The organism is Microbacterium sp. BG28, from assembly GCF_034044005.1.
In the GTDB taxonomy this organism is placed as follows: domain Bacteria; phylum Actinomycetota; class Actinomycetes; order Actinomycetales; family Microbacteriaceae; genus Microbacterium.
In genome coordinates this window covers 499,285-516,466 of the sequence record NZ_JAXCHA010000001.1, presented here as the reverse complement: position 1 = coordinate 516,466, position 17,182 = coordinate 499,285, and the positions used below count along the sequence as shown (strand labels likewise).

The 17,182-nt window shown below is 71.2% G+C and carries 13 protein-coding genes; 4 read left to right on the top strand and 9 right to left on the bottom strand.

Going from position 1 to position 17,182, the window contains the following annotated elements; all coding sequences use genetic code 11:
• Positions 1–212: 212 nt before the first annotated feature.
• Both SK224_RS02635 and SK224_RS02630 read right to left on the bottom strand, forming a co-directional pair.
• Positions 213–995, bottom strand: a complete 783-nt coding sequence (locus tag SK224_RS02635) for a DNA-formamidopyrimidine glycosylase family protein (RefSeq protein WP_320433245.1) — start codon at positions 993–995, stop codon at positions 213–215.
• Positions 988–5,607, bottom strand: coding sequence for an ATP-dependent helicase (locus SK224_RS02630; RefSeq protein ID WP_320433244.1), 4,620 nt, complete (start codon positions 5,605–5,607; stop codon positions 988–990). The genes SK224_RS02635 and SK224_RS02630 overlap by 8 nt, the downstream gene beginning before the upstream one ends.
• A gap of 126 nt (positions 5,608–5,733) precedes the next feature.
• On the opposite strand from SK224_RS02630, the gene SK224_RS02625 reads away from it, so the two are divergent.
• Both SK224_RS02625 and SK224_RS02620 read left to right on the top strand, forming a co-directional pair.
• A complete protein-coding gene (locus SK224_RS02625; RefSeq protein ID WP_320433243.1) occupies positions 5,734–6,060 on the top strand; it encodes a hypothetical protein in 327 nt (108 codons plus the stop codon).
• Complete coding sequence (locus SK224_RS02620; protein WP_309734907.1) at positions 6,057–6,383, top strand: hypothetical protein; 327 nt, start codon at positions 6,057–6,059, stop codon at positions 6,381–6,383. Before SK224_RS02625 ends, SK224_RS02620 begins: the two co-directional genes overlap by 4 nt.
• On the opposite strand, the gene SK224_RS02615 is transcribed toward SK224_RS02620, so the two are convergent.
• From SK224_RS02615 to SK224_RS02605, 3 genes are all read right to left on the bottom strand, one after another.
• Positions 6,384–7,331, bottom strand: coding sequence for an intradiol ring-cleavage dioxygenase (locus SK224_RS02615; RefSeq protein ID WP_320433242.1), 948 nt, complete (start codon positions 7,329–7,331; stop codon positions 6,384–6,386). It abuts the gene before it with no gap.
• Between the two features lie 75 nt (positions 7,332–7,406).
• On the bottom strand, positions 7,407–9,077 hold the full coding sequence (locus tag SK224_RS02610; protein ID WP_320433241.1) for an ABC-F family ATP-binding cassette domain-containing protein: 1,671 nt from the start codon (positions 9,075–9,077) through the stop codon (positions 7,407–7,409).
• A 181-nt stretch (positions 9,078–9,258) separates the two neighbouring features.
• Positions 9,259–9,900, bottom strand: a complete 642-nt coding sequence (locus tag SK224_RS02605) for an alpha/beta hydrolase (protein ID WP_320433240.1) — start codon at positions 9,898–9,900, stop codon at positions 9,259–9,261.
• Between the two features lie 67 nt (positions 9,901–9,967).
• On the opposite strand from SK224_RS02605, the gene SK224_RS02600 reads away from it, so the two are divergent.
• Entirely contained in the window at positions 9,968–10,579 is a 612-nt protein-coding gene (locus SK224_RS02600; RefSeq protein WP_243231285.1) for an NUDIX hydrolase family protein, read from the top strand.
• Between the two features lies 1 nt (position 10,580).
• A complete protein-coding gene (locus SK224_RS02595) occupies positions 10,581–11,441 on the top strand; it encodes an ATP-binding protein (protein WP_320433239.1) in 861 nt (286 codons plus the stop codon).
• A 7-nt stretch (positions 11,442–11,448) separates the two neighbouring features.
• On the opposite strand, the gene SK224_RS02590 is transcribed toward SK224_RS02595, so the two are convergent.
• The 4 genes from SK224_RS02590 to SK224_RS02575 form a co-directional block, all read right to left on the bottom strand.
• The gene (locus tag SK224_RS02590) at positions 11,449–12,576 is read right to left on the bottom strand and encodes a low specificity L-threonine aldolase (protein ID WP_320433238.1); all 1,128 of its coding nucleotides are present in this window, start codon (positions 12,574–12,576) and stop codon (positions 11,449–11,451) included.
• Between the two features lie 190 nt (positions 12,577–12,766).
• Complete coding sequence (locus SK224_RS02585) at positions 12,767–14,215, bottom strand: DUF6421 family protein (RefSeq protein ID WP_320433237.1); 1,449 nt, start codon at positions 14,213–14,215, stop codon at positions 12,767–12,769.
• An 83-nt stretch (positions 14,216–14,298) separates the two neighbouring features.
• Entirely contained in the window at positions 14,299–15,792 is a 1,494-nt protein-coding gene (locus SK224_RS02580; RefSeq protein ID WP_320433236.1) for a CoA-acylating methylmalonate-semialdehyde dehydrogenase, read from the bottom strand.
• Positions 15,793–15,827: 35 nt separating this feature from the next.
• The gene (locus SK224_RS02575; RefSeq protein ID WP_320433235.1) at positions 15,828–17,129 is read right to left on the bottom strand and encodes an aspartate aminotransferase family protein; all 1,302 of its coding nucleotides are present in this window, start codon (positions 17,127–17,129) and stop codon (positions 15,828–15,830) included.
• Between the last annotated feature and the right edge of the window lie 53 nt (positions 17,130–17,182).

Sequence of the window (17,182 nt, the reverse complement as noted above, 5' to 3'; positions counted from 1 at the left end):
CCGGCCCGTCAGCCACCGGCATCTCCCGCATCCACCGCCTGGGGCGAGCTTCCCGCGCCATGTCCCACTTGCTGCACTTTTCGGGCCGGGTTTCTGCGGAAAGTGGGACATGGCCCGCGGAAAGTGGGACATGCCCGGGCGGCGACGACGGGCCGCGGAACTCAGCGGCCGGCAGCCGGCGGGTCGGGAGGAGCCGTTCAGGGAGCGAGAGGTCAAGCGGGTGCGGGCTGGCAGCGCGGGCACCAGAACACGTTACGTTCGGCCGTCGGCGAGGCGCCCAACGTCGTCTCGCGGATGAGGGTGCCGCACCGACGGCACGGCCTGCCGGCGCGGCCGTACACCCACGTGCGTTGCCCCGCGCGGTCCTGACCGGTGAAGGTGCGTGCCGCACGGTCCCGGTTGGCGCGGATCATGCGGGCACCGGTCTCGATGAGTCCGGCGGCGTCGATCTCGGTCGCGGGCGTCTCGGGATGGATGCCCCGCACGAACAGCAGCTCGTTCGCGTAGACGTTGCCGAAGCCCGCGACGTTGCGCTGATCGAGCACAGCGACGTGCGCGGCGCGAGTATCGGCTCCGAGCCTGCGGACCGCCTCGGCAGCATCCCAGTCTGCGCCGAGCGGATCGGGGCCGAGGTAGCCGACGAGGTCGTCCTCCCGCACCGTCGGGACGACGTCGATCATGGCCAGGTCGAAACCGACGGCATCCGCTGTGGCGACGCCGACGATCGCGCGGGCCTTGAAAGCGGGCTTGCGCCATCGGGCACCGGGGGCGTAGACGTGCCATTCGCCCTCCATCTTCAGATGGGAGTGCAGCGTCTGATCGCCGATGCGCGCGAGCAGGTGCTTGCCGCGCGGCACGACCGCGTGCACCGTCTGACCCCGAAGGTCGAGTGTCGCGAGCTGCGGAATGCGCAGATCGAACCGCTCGACGACGCGCCCCGCGAGGGCGGCCTGCAGGCGGGCCGCCGCGCGGTAGACGGTATCGCCCTCAGGCACGCGTCGACCGCTCCGCTCGCGCGGCGTCGCCGGCGGTGAGTCGTCGCAGCGTCAGGCCTCGTGTGGACTCGACGAAGCCGGCGTCGCGCAGCAACCGGCCCAGCACCGTGCCGAAGACGAAGGCGCCGTCGACCTGCTCGATCGTGAGGGTCTCGAGCCTGCCGGCGCGCGCCGTCTGGGCCAGCGACGCTGCGGCGGCGGCCAGCGCGTCCTCGTCGTCGGTGAAGCTCAGTGCCGTCTTGCCGCCGCGCTCCAGGTACAGCACGAGGTCGCCGTCGACAAGCACGACCAGTGCTCCCGCCTTGCGCCCGGGGCGATGCTTGACGCCCTCGCGCGCCGGCCAGCCGAGCGCCGCCCCGTACGGGTTCGCGGGGTCGGTCGCCGCGAGGGTGACGCCTTTGCGAGGCGGTGGGTCGCCCGCTGCGGCGTACTCGCGGAGCCGGTCGATCGTCGCCGACGCGGCGAACTGCGCTGCGCCCAGCTTCTCGATGAGGTAGCCGCGTCGACAGTGTCCCGCCTGCTCGAATTGGGCGAGCACCCGGTACGCCTGGGCGAAACCGCCGGGCAGGCCCTCGTTCTGCACGGAGCCGCGGGTCACGACGCCGTAGCGATCCAGCAGCAGCGATGCCGCGGCTGTGTGACGCAGCGTCGGGTCGCTCTCCGGCATCGGCAGCAGCGACCACCGCCCGCCGACGGATGCGGGCCGCGCCGGAGCCGTCGGCCGGGGAATGCTCGTGCCGCGGAACATCCGGGCGCGCGGCGCCCGCCGGGCCACCCGATGCGCCTGCGATCCGCCGGAGAGCAGCCCGCGCACGGGGGCGAAGGTGTCGTTGGTCACCCTGCCCGCCCATGCCAGTCGCCAGAGGGCATCGATGGTGGACTGCTCGTTCTCCGCCTGCGTGAGCTCGCGCACCTGCGCGGCGAAGTACGCGCCGCCGGCGGCGAGCACCTCGAGGATGCGGGCGTCGAGCGAATCGGCCGCGACCTCGTCCTCGGGGACGGCCAGAGTCAGGGTTGCGGCGTCGGCAGGATGCAGCGACACCCATCCGTCGCGGCCGGGGAGCGCGCCATGTCCGGCCCAGACGACCTCGCCCGTGGCCGTCAGTTCGTCGAGCATCGACGGGGTGTAATCCCTGACCCGCGAGGGCAGGACGAGGGATTCCCAGGCGCTGGCGGGGATCGGCACGCCGGCGAGCTGTTCGATGACGGCGAGGGCGCCGTCGATCCCCTCCAGGGGCCGGGTCACGTGCTGCCACACCGGGAGGAAACGGGCGAAGGCGTCGGGGGAGACGGGCTCGACGCTGCCCCGGATGGCGGCCAGCGACCGCATCCGCAATCGTCGGAGCACCTCGCTGTCGCACCACTCGGTGTCGTCGCTGCGGCGCGCCGCGGACTCTGGCAGGAAGAAGCCGCTCGTGACTCGGCCCGACGACTCCAATCGTTGAAGCGTGTGCCGTGCGACAGCCACCCCGACGCCGAACCGCTCGGCGACCTGGTCGGCGGTGAACGGACCGTGCGTGCGGGCATACCTCGCGACCAGGTCGCCGAGCGGATCCGCCACCGGTTCGAGGAACGCCACGGGCAGACCCACCGGGAGCGCGGCCCCGAGAGCGTCGCGCAGCCGCCCCGCATCCTCGATCGCGGCGATCCGTTCCGCTCCGGCGATGCCGACCCGGATCGCGCGGCGGCCGTCGACCAGCTCCGTCGCGTACCGCGCCGCCTGCTCGCCGTCGGTCAGGCGCAGCGCGAGCTCGTCGACGCCGAGAGGCCCGAGCAGGCGCAGAAGGTCGGCGATGCCCTCGAGGCCGTGGGCCTTGCGCTCGTCGTCGAGTCGCTGCGCCTCCCGTTCGAACTGCGCGATGACGTCGGGATCGAGCAGCTCGCGCATCTCGATCTTGCCGAGCAGCTCACCCAGGAGCGCCGGGTCGACCGAGAGCGCGGCGGCGCGGCGCTCGGCCAGCGGTGAGTCGCCCTCGTACATGAAGGCCCCGACGTACCCGAACAGCAGGTCCCGCGCGAACGGGGAGGGCTGCGACGTCGTCGTCTCGACCAGACGGATGCGGCGATCCGCGATCTTGCGGGCGATCCCGGTCAGCGCAGGCAGGTCGTAGACGTCCTGCAGCACTTCGCGCAGGGTCTCGAGGATGATCGGGAAAGTGGGGTGACGACGCGCGACCTCCAACAGCTGCGCCGAACGCTGTCGCTGCTGCCAGAGGGGGCTACGACGGTTGGGATTCGTCCGCGGCATGAGCAGGGCGCGGGCGGCGCACTCGCGGAATCGGGATGCGAAGAGCGCGGAGCCACCGACCTCATCGGTGACGATCTGCTCGAGCTCGTCGGGGTCGAACACGAACAGCTCGGCGCCCGGCGGTTCCGCCTCGGCGTCGGGAACGCGCGCGATGATCCCGTCGTCGCTGGCGACGGCGGACCCCTCGACCCCCAGCCGCTCCCGGATGCGGGCGTTCACCGCCAGCGCCCACGGGGCGTGGACCTGCATGCCGTACGGGGAATGGAGGATGACGCGCCAGTCACCGACCTCATCACGTCCGCGCTCCACCGTGAGCGAGCGATCGGTGGGGACCGAACCGGTCGCTTCGCGCTGTTCCGCGAGATAGGCGAGCAGGTTGTCCTGCGCGAAGGCGTCCAGCCCGGCCTCGGACAGGCGCTCCCGGGCGCGGGCGGGCTCGGCCGCCGACACCTCGCGGGAGAAGGCGCCGAGTGCTTCGCCGAGTTCCGCCGGCCGGCCCAGCCCGTCGCCGTGCCAGAACGGGACCTTGCCGGGTTGGCCGAATGCGGGCACCACGTTGACGCGGTCGTGCGTGATCTCCACGATGCGCCAACTTGTCGTGCCGAGAGTGAACACGTCGTTCACCCGCGACTCGTAGACCATCTCCTCGTCGAGTTCTCCGACGCGGGCGTTCTGGCTCTCGCCCGCGACGAACACACCGAACAAGCCCCGGTCGGGGATCGTGCCGCCGCTGGTCACCGCGATCCGTTGCGCGCCGGGACGGCCGGTGAGCGTCCCGTGATCACGGTCCCACACGAGCCGCGGGCGAAGCTCCGCGAACTCGTCGGACGGGTAGCGGCCTGCCAGAAGATCGAGTGTCGCCTCGTAGGCGGAGCGGGGGAGCGTGCGGAAGGGCGCGCTGCGCCGCACGGTCTCGAACCAGTCCTCGACCTCGATCGCGCCCCGTGCGGCGGCCGCGACGGTCTGCTGGGCGAGGATGTCGAGCGGGTTCTGCGGCACGCGGATCGACTCGATCCGACCCGCCAGCATCCGCTCGGTGACGATCGCGGTGTGCAGCACATCGCCGCGGTGCTTCGGGAACAGCGCCGCGCGACTGACCTCGCCGACCTGGTGACCGGCGCGGCCGATGCGCTGCAGTCCGGATGCGGCCGACGGCGGCGCCTCGACCTGGATCACCAGATCGACCGCTCCCATGTCGATGCCCAGCTCCAGGCTGCTCGTGGCCACGACGCAGCGAAGAACGCCCGACTTCAGCTCGTCCTCGACGATGGCGCGCTGCTCCTTGGAGACGGAGCCGTGATGCGCCTTGGCGAGCACCGGTTCGGCACCGGCGGTCGACCCCGCCTGCGCCATCATCGCCGCAGGCACGGCAGGGTCGGGCAGGTCGAGCCCCAGCCGTTCGCTGTAGATCTCGTTCAGGCGGCCGGTGAGGCGCTCGGCGAGTCTGCGCGAGTTCGAGAAGACGATCGTCGAGCGGTGCTGGAGGATGCGGTCGACGATCGCCTCTTCGACGTGTGGCCACAGTGACCCCGTGACCTCGGTGCTCTCGCCCCCGTCCGACGCGAACCAGTCCTCGCCCCGGGCTTCTGCCGGCTGCCCGGGAGGCGGCGGCGGATGCAGCATGTCGTAGACCGGTACCACGACCGTCATGTCGAAGGCCTTGGTGGCGCGGGGGGCGACGATGTCGACGGGTGCCGCGCCCCCCAGGAACCGTGCGACCTCGTCGATCGGGCGGACCGTCGCCGACAGGCCGATGCGCTGCGCCGGAGTCTCGAGCAGCGCATCGAGGCGTTCAAGGCTGACGGCCAGGTGCGCCCCGCGCTTGGTGGCCGCCACCGCGTGCACCTCGTCGATGATGACGGTGTGCACGCCGCGCAGGGTCTCGGACGCCTGGCTCGTGAGCATCAGATAGAGCGACTCCGGTGTCGTGATGAGGATGTCGGGCGGATCGCTCACGAGCTTGCGTCGATCGGAGGACGTCGTGTCGCCCGAGCGCACGCCGACCCGCACATCGGGTGCGGCGAGGCCCAGGCGCCGGGCGGACTGGCCGATGCCCACGAGCGGGGAGCGGAGGTTGCGCTCCACGTCGACGCCGAGCGCCTTCAACGGGGAGATGTAGAGGATGCGGGTGCGTGGCGCATCCTTGGCGGGGGCCGGGGACGCCGTCCGCTCGCGGAACACGCTGTCGATCGCCCAGAGGAAGGCCGACAGGGTCTTTCCGGAGCCGGTGGGTGCGACCACGAGCGCATGGCGTCCCTGGGAGATCGCGTGCCAGGCTCCGGCCTGCGCATCCGTCGGAGCGGCGAAGGCGCCCCGGAACCAGTCCTGCGTGGCAGGGGAGAACTGGCCGAGCACATCACTCACCCGATCATTGTGGCCGCAGCCGCCGACACCAGGGCGGGGATTGCGCTCAGAGCGCAGGCCTAGACGCCGGTGGCGCCGAGGTCAACCGGGGTGCGAGGTGACGGCCCCGCGCTTACCGTGGCGGACATGGACACGAATCACGAGAACGATCGCCCGGTGCGCTCCTCGGCGTGGCGCGTCGTGGCCTTCGCCGCCATCATGCTGGTCCTGGCGGGTGTCATCGGCGGCTTCACCGCCGCCGTCACCCAGAGCCCGGTCGCCGCGATCATCGCCGGCGCCGTCGTCGTCGTGCTCGGCGCACTGTGGGTGCCCCGCGTCCTGCGCGATACCCCGCCGCCGGAGCACCGCCCCGGCGAGCGTCCGGGTTATGAACAGTTCGGGCCGCTCGGCCAGCCGAACACGGTGGGCCTGGGTAACGTGGGCGGTTCCTCATCGACGGGAGCCAACGGATGACGAACGACACATCGCCCTATGACGAGCAGCAGCCGCTCCGGCGTCCATCGATCGGCGCGATCCTGGGAGTGGTCCTCGGGATGCTGGCACTCGCCGCCGTGCTCGCCGTCGTCCTCGGCATCGTGACGCAGAGCCTCGCGGTGATCCTTGCCGTCGTGGTGGTGATCGGGGCGCTCACCGCGGTCTGGGTATGGCGCATGATGCGCGGTGTCGGATCGTCGGTGCGTCCGATCCAGGACCACCGTGCGACGGGCGACCACGGTCCCTACGGCCAGCCGGGCGCGCCCGGCATCGGCGGAGCCGGGCGCGACGGCGGTCGCTGATCAACGTCGTCCGCCGGGCGCCTGGCCCGCGGACGGCGTCGTCGTCGTGTCGACGCGGACGGCGAGCGCGGCGGTGTGGCCGTTCGTCGTGTCCCCGGTGACGGTGGCGACCTGGAGCGCGCCCGCGTCCTCGCCGAAGACGTTGTCACTGGAGAGCGACACTTGGGAGAGGTTGCGGGCCGAGCCGTCGTAGGCGGCGAGCGCGTAGACGTCCGCCAGGGGCGCCTCGGGGTACGCCAGCTGCGAGGTGGCGATGGCGTTCGTCGCGTCCGTGATGTCGTCGATGCTCGGGTAGACCTCGAAGTGGATGTGGGGCCACCGGCCGGTGTAGCAGCCGGGGACGATCGAGGTGAACGTCACCTGCCCGTTCGCGTCGGCCACCTGAACGCCTCGCAGCCAGGTCTCGTTCTCGACTCCCTCGGAGTACATCGAGTACCGACCCTGCGCGTCGCAGTGCCAGGCGTAGACGGCGACCCCGGCGAAGGGCGCGTCGCCGTTCGCCATGTCGGTCACTCGGAGGGTGAAGGTCAGGGGGACTCCGTCGACCGCGGTCGAGGAGCCGATGCTCGTCCGCAGGTCGCTGCGCAGGATCCCGCTCTGCTCGAGCACGTCAGGTCCGTTGGACCCGTCGCCGGGGTAGGGGCCCGCCGTCTCGTCGGGGATCTCGCCCGCGGGGAGCGTTCCCGATGCCGATCCGGGCGTGACGGAGCCCGAGGGCGTCGGTGTCGCGGTCGATGTCGTGCTCGCGGAGCTCACGGGAGCGCAGGCGGCGAGAGCCGCGGTGCCCAGCCCCAGTCCCACGAGTCCGAGGATGCCGCGACGGGTGATCAGTGTGCGGACATCGAACGGGGCGCCCTGGTCGACGACCTCCTCGCCCGGCCGATCCAGCAGGCGGCCTTCGTAGGCGGGGCCTCGGGGGGTCTGCTCGGCATCCGGGATGCGTGCCACGGTCTTCTCCTGACATGTCGGCGGGTGTTGTCGCTCGATCGTGTCCGACAGGGTCAGGCGGCGCCCTTGACGCTCCTATACGTCATCTATGAACGGTTCGCCCTCCCGCATCCCCTCCTCGTCGATCTCGATGACCGTGTCGATGCCCAGGCGGGACAGGAAGTCGTCATCGTGGCTGACCACGATCACCGCACCGCGGTAGGCGGAGAGCGCATCGACGAGCTGGTCCACGGTCTCCAGGTCGAGGTTGTTGGTCGGCTCGTCGAGCAGGAGCAGTTGCGGCGGCGGGTCGGCGAGCAGCAGGCGTGCGAGGCAGAGCCGGAACCGCTCACCGCCGGAGAGGGTCGCCACGGTGCGGTCCACGGTGGCGCCCCGCAGCAGGAATCGCGCCAGCCGGTTGCGCAGCTGCGCCGTCGGCACGTTCGGTGCGGCGTCGGTGACGACCGACAGCACCGTCGCGTCGTCGTCCAGCCCGTCCAGGCGCTGCGGGAGGTAGCCCAACCGATCGGTGAGCAGCACCGCGAGAGCTGAACGCAGCCAGCTCGGGCCGACCTGACGGTCGCCGCCCCCGGCATCCGGGCCCGTTTCGGCTGACTCGCGCGCCGCTCCGGCCGCCAGCCGCTCGAGAAGAGTCGATTTGCCGGTGCCGTTCGGTCCGACGATCGCGATCCGCTCCGGGCCCTGCACGATCCATGTGCGGGAATCGTCGCCGATCTCGGCGAGCCGCCTGCCCGCGGCGACCTGCGGGTCGGGCAGATCGAGGTGCACGCTCTCGTCGTCGCGGACGCGCCGTTCGGCACGCTCGAGCGCCGTGCGCGCCGCGGCTTCGCGATCGGCGACCATGCCACGGAGCTTGCCTGCCGACACCTGCGCGGAGCGCTTGCGTGCACCGGAGATGATTCCCGGCACCCGCTTCTCGACCTGTGCCTTGTTGCCGGTGCGCACGCGGTGGGCGAGCGTCGTCTCCGCCTCGATCCGCTGGCGCTTCTCGCGCCGCACGGCGGATGCGGCGGCTCGCTCGGCGGCGCGTGCCGCATCCTGCTCGTTCTCCAGGTGCTCGCGCCACGCGCGGTAGCCGCCACCGAAACGCGTCAGGCGGTTTGCGTACAGCTCCGCCGTCTCCGACATCCCGTCCAACAGCGCGACATCGTGGCTCACGACGATCAGGGCGCCCGGCCAGTCCGCGAGCAGGCCACGCAGGCGGACGCGTGCCGCGCGGTCGAGATTGTTGGTCGGTTCGTCGAGAAGCGTCACCGCCGCCCGGCGGGTCCGCAGCCCCGCGGTCGCGACAAGCACGGCTTCGCCTCCGGAGAGCTGCCCGATGCGCCGGTCGAGGGCATCGCCGGGAAGCCCGGCGGCGTCGAGCGCGGCGACGGCGCGCGCTTCGGCATCCCAGTCGTCCCCGATCGTGTCGAAGTGGCGGGCGTCCACGTCGCCCGCCTCGACCGCGCGCAGAGCGGCCAGGACCTCGCCGAGGCCCAGCAGATCGGCGACGGGGCGGTCGGCGTCCAGGGTGAGCCGCTGCGGCAGCACGGCCACGTCGCCGTCCACGGTGAGCTGACCGGATGTGGGATGCAGCTCGCCCGCGATCAGGCGCAGCAGAGTGGTCTTGCCGGAGCCGTTGCGTCCGACGAGGCCCGTGGTGCCGGTGCCGAATGTGCCGGAGACCTCGGTCAGCGCGACCGTGCCGTCCGGCCACCAGAAGGAGAGGCGGTCGAGAACGACCGCGGCGGAGAGAGCGGGCATGGTGCCTCCCGGGATGTCGGTGGAAGCACTGACACCCGGGTGCCCGCGGGCACGGTGATCGACGGGGTCAGCGCGTGGGCTGGAAGCCGTCGAGGAAGTACACCGGTTCGACCTTTCGGAAGGGGCAGGACTCGAAGACCCTACCGACCGCGGGGCGCGATGTCCAGACCGAGCAGGACCATCAGGCGAGCTGCCGTTCGAGGAACGCCCGGATGTCGACGAGCTCCTCCGCGCTGACGGAGTGGCCGAGACCGGGGTACAGGCGCCCGGTGAGCTCGACGTGATCGGGCAGCCACTGCGCCGTGTGGGTGATCAGGGGCGCGGGGATCACCTCGTCGGCGGAACCGCGCCCCCAGAACACCGGTGGGCGCCGCGCGGCGAGCGCCGCATCCGTGTCGAGGTCTCCCGGGGTGGCATAGCCGCTGAGGTTCACCGCGAACGCGAAGCGCTCCGGCTGCCGGCGCAGGGCCTGCAGCGAGATGGCGCCGCCCTGCGAGAACCCGAGGAGACCGACGGTCTCGGACGCGCTCGTGCGATCCAGCCAGGCGGTGAGCGCGTCGGCGCCGGCGGTGATCGCTCGCGCGTCGCGGCCGTTCAGGCCCTCGATCGGGTACCACGAGTAGCCCGGCGACGGCCACGGCGGTGCGAGCGGCGCGCGCACCGCGGCCATGCGGTACTCCGCCGGCAGGTGCGCCGCCAGCGAGAAGAGGTCGCGTTCGTCGCTCGCGTAGCCGTGCAGCAGCACCAGCAGCGGGCGATCGGCAGCGTTGTCGTCGTCGGAGAACAGCACGGCGTCGTCGTCGAGCATCGGGGTGGCATCCATCGCTCCATCCTCTTACCCACCACCCCCATCCGCCATGCGTGGCGGGCGGGTGGGGTATACAGGAGACATGCCGGTCCGCACGCCCGATCCTGACCCCCACGAGCCCGGCGACGACTCGTCGCGCGATCCCCTGGGCCTCGGGGGGCTGCCCGGGAGCGCCGGCAATCCGGCGTGGCTGAGCGACGTCGAGCTCGCCGAGGCGCGACGCAGGCTGCCGATGCTCTATGTCGAGGCGATCCCGGTGCGCACCGACGGCATGGGCGTGGTGACGCAGGTGGGCATCCTCCTGCGGGCGACGCCGCTGGGGGAGATGACCCGCACGATCGTTTCGGGACGGGTGCGTTACGGCGAGACCGTGCGCGACGCGCTCTTCCGCCACCTCGAGAACGATCTGGGCCCGATGGCCTTCCCGCTGCTGCCGCCGAGCCCGACGCCGTTCACCGTCGCAGAGTACTTCCCTCTTCCCGGCGTGAGCGCGTTCCACGACGACCGTCAGCATGCGGTCTCGCTCGCCTTCGTGGTGCCGGTCACGGGCACGTGCGAGCCGCGTCAGGACGCCCTCGAAGTGACATGGATGGAGCCGGCGGAGGCCGCATCCGACGCCCTCGCTGCCGAGATGGAGGGCGGCCGGGGAACCCTCATCCGTTTGGGCCTGGCCAGCGTCGGCGCTCTGCGCTGACATGCCGCTCGCCGCATCCTCGTTGCCCGCGAGTCCCTCTCTCGTCGACTTCGCCGTCGCGCTGCCGGTCGTGCTGCTCGTCGCCTACGGCATCGCGATGCTGCTGCGCCGGCTGTTCGGCGAGAGGCTGTCGCTCGGTACGGCGACGATGACCCTCATCGGCGTGCTCGGCGTCAGCGCCGGCGCCCTGATCTCGGGTCTGTTCATTCCGGGGCAGCGGCTGTGGATGCCCAGCACGCTGCTGCTGGCGACCGGCGCGAGTCTCGGGCTGTCCTTCCTGGTCGCGGGGGCGGTGGCCGCGGTGCGCGGGACGAGCACGATGCCGGATGCGGCGGCGGTGCTCGCCGCGGGCGAGTCAGAGCGCCGGGAGTTCAAGGAGACCGCCCGCTGGAACGTGCGCGAGTCGCGCAAGGACCCGCGCATGGAGCTGGCGGTCGCGAAGACCGTCGCGGCGTTCCTCAACTCGCGCGGCGGTGTCCTCGTGATCGGAGCGAACGACGCGGGCGAAGCGGTGGGCCTCGAGCGCGATCTGCAGACCTTGCGCACGCCCGACCACGACAGGTTCGAGCTGTGGCTGCGCGACATGCTCTCCACCTCGCTCGGCCGCAACGCCGCAGCGCTTCCCCGCATCCGGTTCGGGACGGCGGGCGACGGTGTCGTCGTGTGTCTCGTGCAGTGCCGGCCGGCGGGAAAACCGGTGTTCGTCACGCAGCCCAAGGACGGCGGCTCGACCCGTGAACTGTGGGTGCGAGTGGGAAACTCGTCGCGCGCGCTCGGGGTGGACGAGGCCGTCGACTACGTGGCTCGCCACTGGCGGCCGTCGGTGGCGTCGTTCGTGCTCGGGCGCCCGTCCGGCGCCTGAGTACGCCTCAGCGCGTGGTCTCGCGGGCGATCGCGGCCACGAACGCGTCGATGTCGTCCTCGGTCGTGTCGAACGAGCACATCCAGCGCACCTCGCGGCGGCTTTCGTCCTCCCCACCGCCACTCGCATCATCGCTCTCGCGCTGATCCGAGCCTCCGTCGGCGGGGCCCCAGTCGTAGAACCGGAAGCTCTCGCGCAGGCGCTCGGCCACGCCCTCGGGCAGGATCGCGAACAGGCCGTTGGCCTGGGTGGGATGCGTGAACGAGACGCCGCGGATCGAGCCGTCGGCGAGGCCCGCATCCACGCCCTGGCGCAGGCGCTGGGCCATGGCGTTCGCGTGCGAGGCGTTGCGCAGCCAGAGATCTCCCTCGTAGAGCGCCACGAGCTGCGCCGAGACGAAACGCATCTTCGAGGCCAGCTGCATGTTGAGCTTGCGGAGGTAGGTGAGACCGGTGGATGCGGCGGGGTCGAGCACGACGATCGCCTCCGCGCCCAGCGCGCCGTTCTTCGTGCCACCCAGGCTCACCACGTCGACGCCGGCGTCGGTCGTGAAGGCGGCGAGCGGCACGTCGAGGGCGGCCGCCGCGTTGGAGATGCGGGCGCCGTCGAGGTGCAGCCGCATCCCGCGCTCGTGGGCATGATCGGCGAGGGCCCGGATCTCGTCCGGCGTGTAGAGCGTGCCGAGCTCGCTCGTCTGCGTGATGGAGACCACGAGGGGCTGTGCGCGGTGCTCGTCGCCCCAGCCCCAGGCCTCGCGGTCGACGAGCTCGGGGGTGAGCTTGCCGTCGGGCGAGGGGACGGTCAGAAGCTTCATGCCGCCCACGCGCTCCGGCGCGCCGCCCTCGTCGACGTTGATGTGCGCGGTGGATGCGGCGATGACCGCACCCCAGCGGGGCAGCATCGACTGCAGGCCGGTGACGTTCGCGCCGGTGCCGTTGAAGACGGGGAACGCCTCCGCGCGCTCGCCGAAGTGGGAGGTGACGACCTCCTGCAGGCGGGCCGTGTAGGCGTCCTCGCCGTAGGCGATCTGGTGCCCCTCGTTGGCGGCGGCGATCGCGGCCAGCACCTCGGGGTGCACGCCGGAATAGTTGTCGGAGGCGAAGCCGCGCACGGCGGTGTCATGCAGAGTCGTCACAGTCGTCCAATCTACGTCGGCCCGCCCCCGCATCCGCACGCCGGCGGCGGCGCACCGTGTCCCACTTTCTGCAGACATCGGAGCCGAAACCTGCAGGAAGTGGGACACGGATTGCCGTAAGTGGGACATGCACTGCGGCAAGTGGGACATGCCGGAGGGGCGGATGCGGCGGCGGGCCGCTCGGGGCGGGTCAGTCGGCGGCGCGGATGCCGGCGGTGGAGGCGATGACGTCACGCATCTTCTTCTCCAGCGCCTCGTAGAACATCGACAGCGGGAACTCGTCGGTCAGCACCTGATCGGTGAAGCCCGCGGGCGGCCCCGACAGCACCTCGTCGGGAAGGCCCCGCGCCCACACCGAGGCCGGATGCGGCGTCACGACCGAGCTCACGAGCTCATACGCCGCCAGCCAGTGAGCCGTCTTCGGGCGGTCGATAGAACGCCAGTACAGCTCGTCGATCGCGTCCGCCAGCGCGACGACTGCGTCCGGGACCTGATCCCAGTCGATGCGCAGCCGGGTGTCCGTCCAGTGCAGCACGCCGCGGCGGTGCAGCCACGCGAACAGCAGCTGGCCGCCGAGCCCGTCGTAGTTGCGCACCCGGGTGCCGGTGATCGCGAAGCGGAAGATGCGATCGAAGAGCACCGCGTACAGCACGAGTCCGGCGTGCTCCCGCATCCGTTCGTCGACGTCGCTCAGCTGCTCGCCGGCAGCGACACGCTCGTCGAGGCGCCGGCGGATCAGCACGCACTCGCGGAACGCGGTCAGATCGCACCGCAGCTCCTCCAGCGAGTACAGGAAGTACGGCATGCGCTGCTTGATCATGAACGGGTCGAACGGCAGATCGCCGCGCATGTGGGTGCGATCGTGGATGAGATCCCACATCACGAAGGTCTGCTCGGTCAGAGCCTGATCCGTCAGCATCCGCGCCGCGTCCTCGGGCAGCTCGAGCTTCGTGATCTCGGATGCTGCCGCCACCACCCTGCGGTAGCGCGCCGCCTCTCGGTCCTGGAAGATCGCTCCCCACGTGAACGCGGGCACCTCGCGCATCGACACGGTCTCGGGAAACAGCACGGCCGAGTTCGTGTCGTAGCCCGGCGTGAAGTCCACCAGTCGCAGCGATACGAACAGGGCGTTCGTGTACTGCGTCTCGAGCTGTGCGATGAACTCGGGCCAGATGACCTCGACGAGCACGGCCTCGATGTACCGGTTCGGCGAGCCGTTCTGCGTGTACATCGGGAACACGACGAGGTGGCGCATCCCGTCCACCCGGTGCAGCTGCGGCTGGAAGGCGACGAGGGCGTCGAAGAAGTCCGGCACGCCGAAGTCCTCCGCCGACCAGCGCAGGAAGTCCCCCACGAGGGCCTGCAGGTAGTCGGCGTCGTGCGGGAAGCGCGGGGCGAGCTCCTGCACGGCCGCGACGATCCGCTCGACCTCCACGCGTGCTGTCGTGCGGTCCTCCGCCTCGGGCACCGAGCCGTCCTTCGCCTGCACTGCCTGCAGCGCGACGGCAGCGTCCTTCAGCTCGAGCCAGGCCGGATCGTCCTCCACGCCTATCGCGAGGCTCGCTGCGTCCTCGACGACCTCGGGCTCGCCGATGATCGCCTTGAGCTCACGGGAAGGGTGGGCGGCGTCGATGGACATGGGAACCTCCGATCGTCGATGTCGGCCGCGGATGCGGCGTGGTGATGGTGCGAACAGGCTACGCGGCCCGAGAGCGGGCGCGCTCAGGCGTTCTGCGGGAATCCGAGGTTGAGGCCGCCGTGCGAGGGGTCCAGCCAGCGGCTCGTGATCGCCTTCTCCTGGGTGAAGAACGAGACGCCGTACGGGCCGTACGCCTTCGCGTCGCCGAACAAGGACGCCTTCCAGCCGCCGAACGAGTGGTAGGCGACCGGCACGGGGATCGGCACGTTGACGCCGATCATCCCCACCTGTACCTCGCGCTGGAAGCGGCGGGCAGCGCCGCCGTCGTTCGTGAAGATCGCGGTGCCGTTGCCGTAGGGCGAGGCGTTGATGATGTCGACCGCCTCCTCGTAGCCGCTCACACGGACGATCGAGAGGACGGGGCCGAAGATCTCGTCTCGGTAGACGGCGGAGTCCAGCGGTACGCGGTCGATGAGCGAGGGGCCGAGCCAGAAGCCGTCCGCTTCGCCGTCGACGTCGATGCCCCGTCCGTCGACGACGACGGTGGCCCCGTCGGATGCGGCCTGATCCAGGTACCCGGCGACCTTGTCGCGGTGCTCTCGGGTGATGAGCGGACCCATGTCGCAGCCGCGGGTGCCGTCTCCGGTGCGCAGCGTCGACATCCGTTCGGTGATCTTGGCGACGAGCGCGTCGGCGACCGCATCCACCGCCAGGATCACGGAGACCGCCATGCAGCGCTCGCCGGCCGAGCCGAAGCCCGCGTTGACCGCGGCGTCCGCGGCGAGGTCGAGATCGGCGTCGGGCAGCACGAGCATGTGGTTCTTCGCGCCGCCCAGGGCCTGAACGCGCTTGCCGGCCGCGGCGGCGGTCGCGTAGATGTACTGCGCGATCGGGGTCGAGCCGACGAACGAGATCGAGCGGACCTCGGGGTGCACGAGCAGGGCGTCGACCGCCTCCTTGTCGCCGTTGACGACGGTGAGCACGCCCTCGGGCAGCCCCGCTTCGGCGAACAGGCGCGCGAGCCAGATGGAGGCGGACGGGTCCTTCTCGCTGGGCTTGAGCACCACGGCGTTGCCGGCTGCGAGCGCGATCGGCAGGAACCAGAGCGGCACCATGGCGGGGAAGTTGAAGGGGCTGATGACGCCCACGACACCCACCGGCTGGCGCAGCGTGTACACATCCACGTCCGTGGAGACGTTCTCCGAATAGGTGCCCTTCAGCAACTGGCCGACGCCGCAGGCGAAGTCGACGACCTCGAGGCCGCGGGCGATCTCGCCGAGCGCATCGGAGAGCACCTTGCCGTGCTCGGCTGTGAGGATCTCGGCGAGCTCCTGCTTGCGGGCGTTCAGCAGCTCGCGGAACGCGAACAGCACGGAGGTGCGCTTGGCGATCGAGGCGTCGCGCCAGGAGGGCCAGGCGGCCACGGTGGCGGTCACCGCCGCATCCACATCCGCGGTGCTCGCCAGTCGCACCTGCTTCGTCACCGTGCCCCGTGCGGGGTTGTAGACCGGCGCCGTGCGCTCGGAGGTCCCGTCCCAGTCGCTTCCCGATACCCAGTGTCCGAGGGTGTGGGTCATGTCGTTTCTCCTGTCACGTCGTCGTGGGTGGGGGATCAGAGGGCCGCGAGCGCAGCGTCGTAGATGGTGATGGCCTCGCTCACATCCTCGTCGGTCACGACGCACGGCGGAACGACGTGGATGCGGTTGTCCTGCACGAACGGGAGCAGCCCGCGTCCGATGAGGTCCTTCTTGAGCGCGCCCATCGTGGAGGCGGCGAGAGGCTCGCGCGTGCCCCGGTCGCCGACGAGCTCGAGCGCCCAGAACACGCCTTCGCCCCGAACCTCGCCGATGACGTCGTGCTTCTCGGCGAGCGCGTGCAGCGCGGGGCCCAGGACGTCGCGTCCGATGCGCGCCGCGTTGTCGACGATCCCTTCCGCCTCCATGGCGTCGAGGGTCGCAACGATGGATGCCGCCGCCAGCGGATGACCGGAGTAGGTGAGACCGCCCGGGAAGACGCGTTCATCGAAGGCCGCCGCGATCGGGTCGGAGATGATGACGCCGCCGACGGGGACGTATCCGGAGTTCACGCCCTTGGCGAAGGTGATGAGATCGGGCACGACGTCGTGGCCCTCGAAGGCGAACCAGCGGCCGGTGCGGCCGAAGCCTGCCATCACCTCGTCGAGGATCAGCATGATGCCGTAGCGGTCGCAGATCTGCCGCACGCCGGCGAGATAGCCCGGCGGCGGCACGAGAACGCCCGCGGTGCCCGGCACCGACTCCAGCAGGATCGCGGCGACCGTGGCCGCCCCCTCGGCCTGCACGACGCGTTCGAGGTGGTGGAGGGCGCGGGCGCATTCCTCCTCGGGTGTCGTCGCCCAGAACTCCGAACGGTAGAGGTAGGGCCCGAAGAAATGCACGTGCCCGCGGGCGAACTCGTTCGGGATGCGGCGCCAGTCGCCCGTGGCGACGATGGCCGCGCCGGTGTTGCCGTGGTAGGAGCGGTAGCGCGAGAGCACCTTGTCGCGGCCGGTGACGAGGCGGGCCATGCGGATCGCGTTCTCGTTCGCGTCGGCGCCGCCGTTGGTGAAGAACACCTTGTGGAATCCCTCGGGGGCGCGCGCGATGATGCGCTCGGCCGCCTCACCCCGCGTGAGATTCGCGGTCGAGGGCGCGATCGTCGTCAACAGCCCGGCCTGCTCCTTGATCGCGGCCACGACGGCCGGATGCTGGTGGCCGATGTTGACGTTCACGAGCTGACTGGAGAAGTCGAGGTAGCGCGTGCCGGCGTGATCCCAGACGCGGGTACCCTCCCCACCCGCGATGACGAGCGGATCGAGTGCCGCCTGCGCCGACCAGGAGTGGAACACGTGGGCGCGGTCGAGTTCCCAGGCGCGGCGGTCGAGATCGGTGGTCATGCTCTTCTCCTTCGATGAGCGGTGGGGACGACGCGCGCGTCGCCCCCACCGCG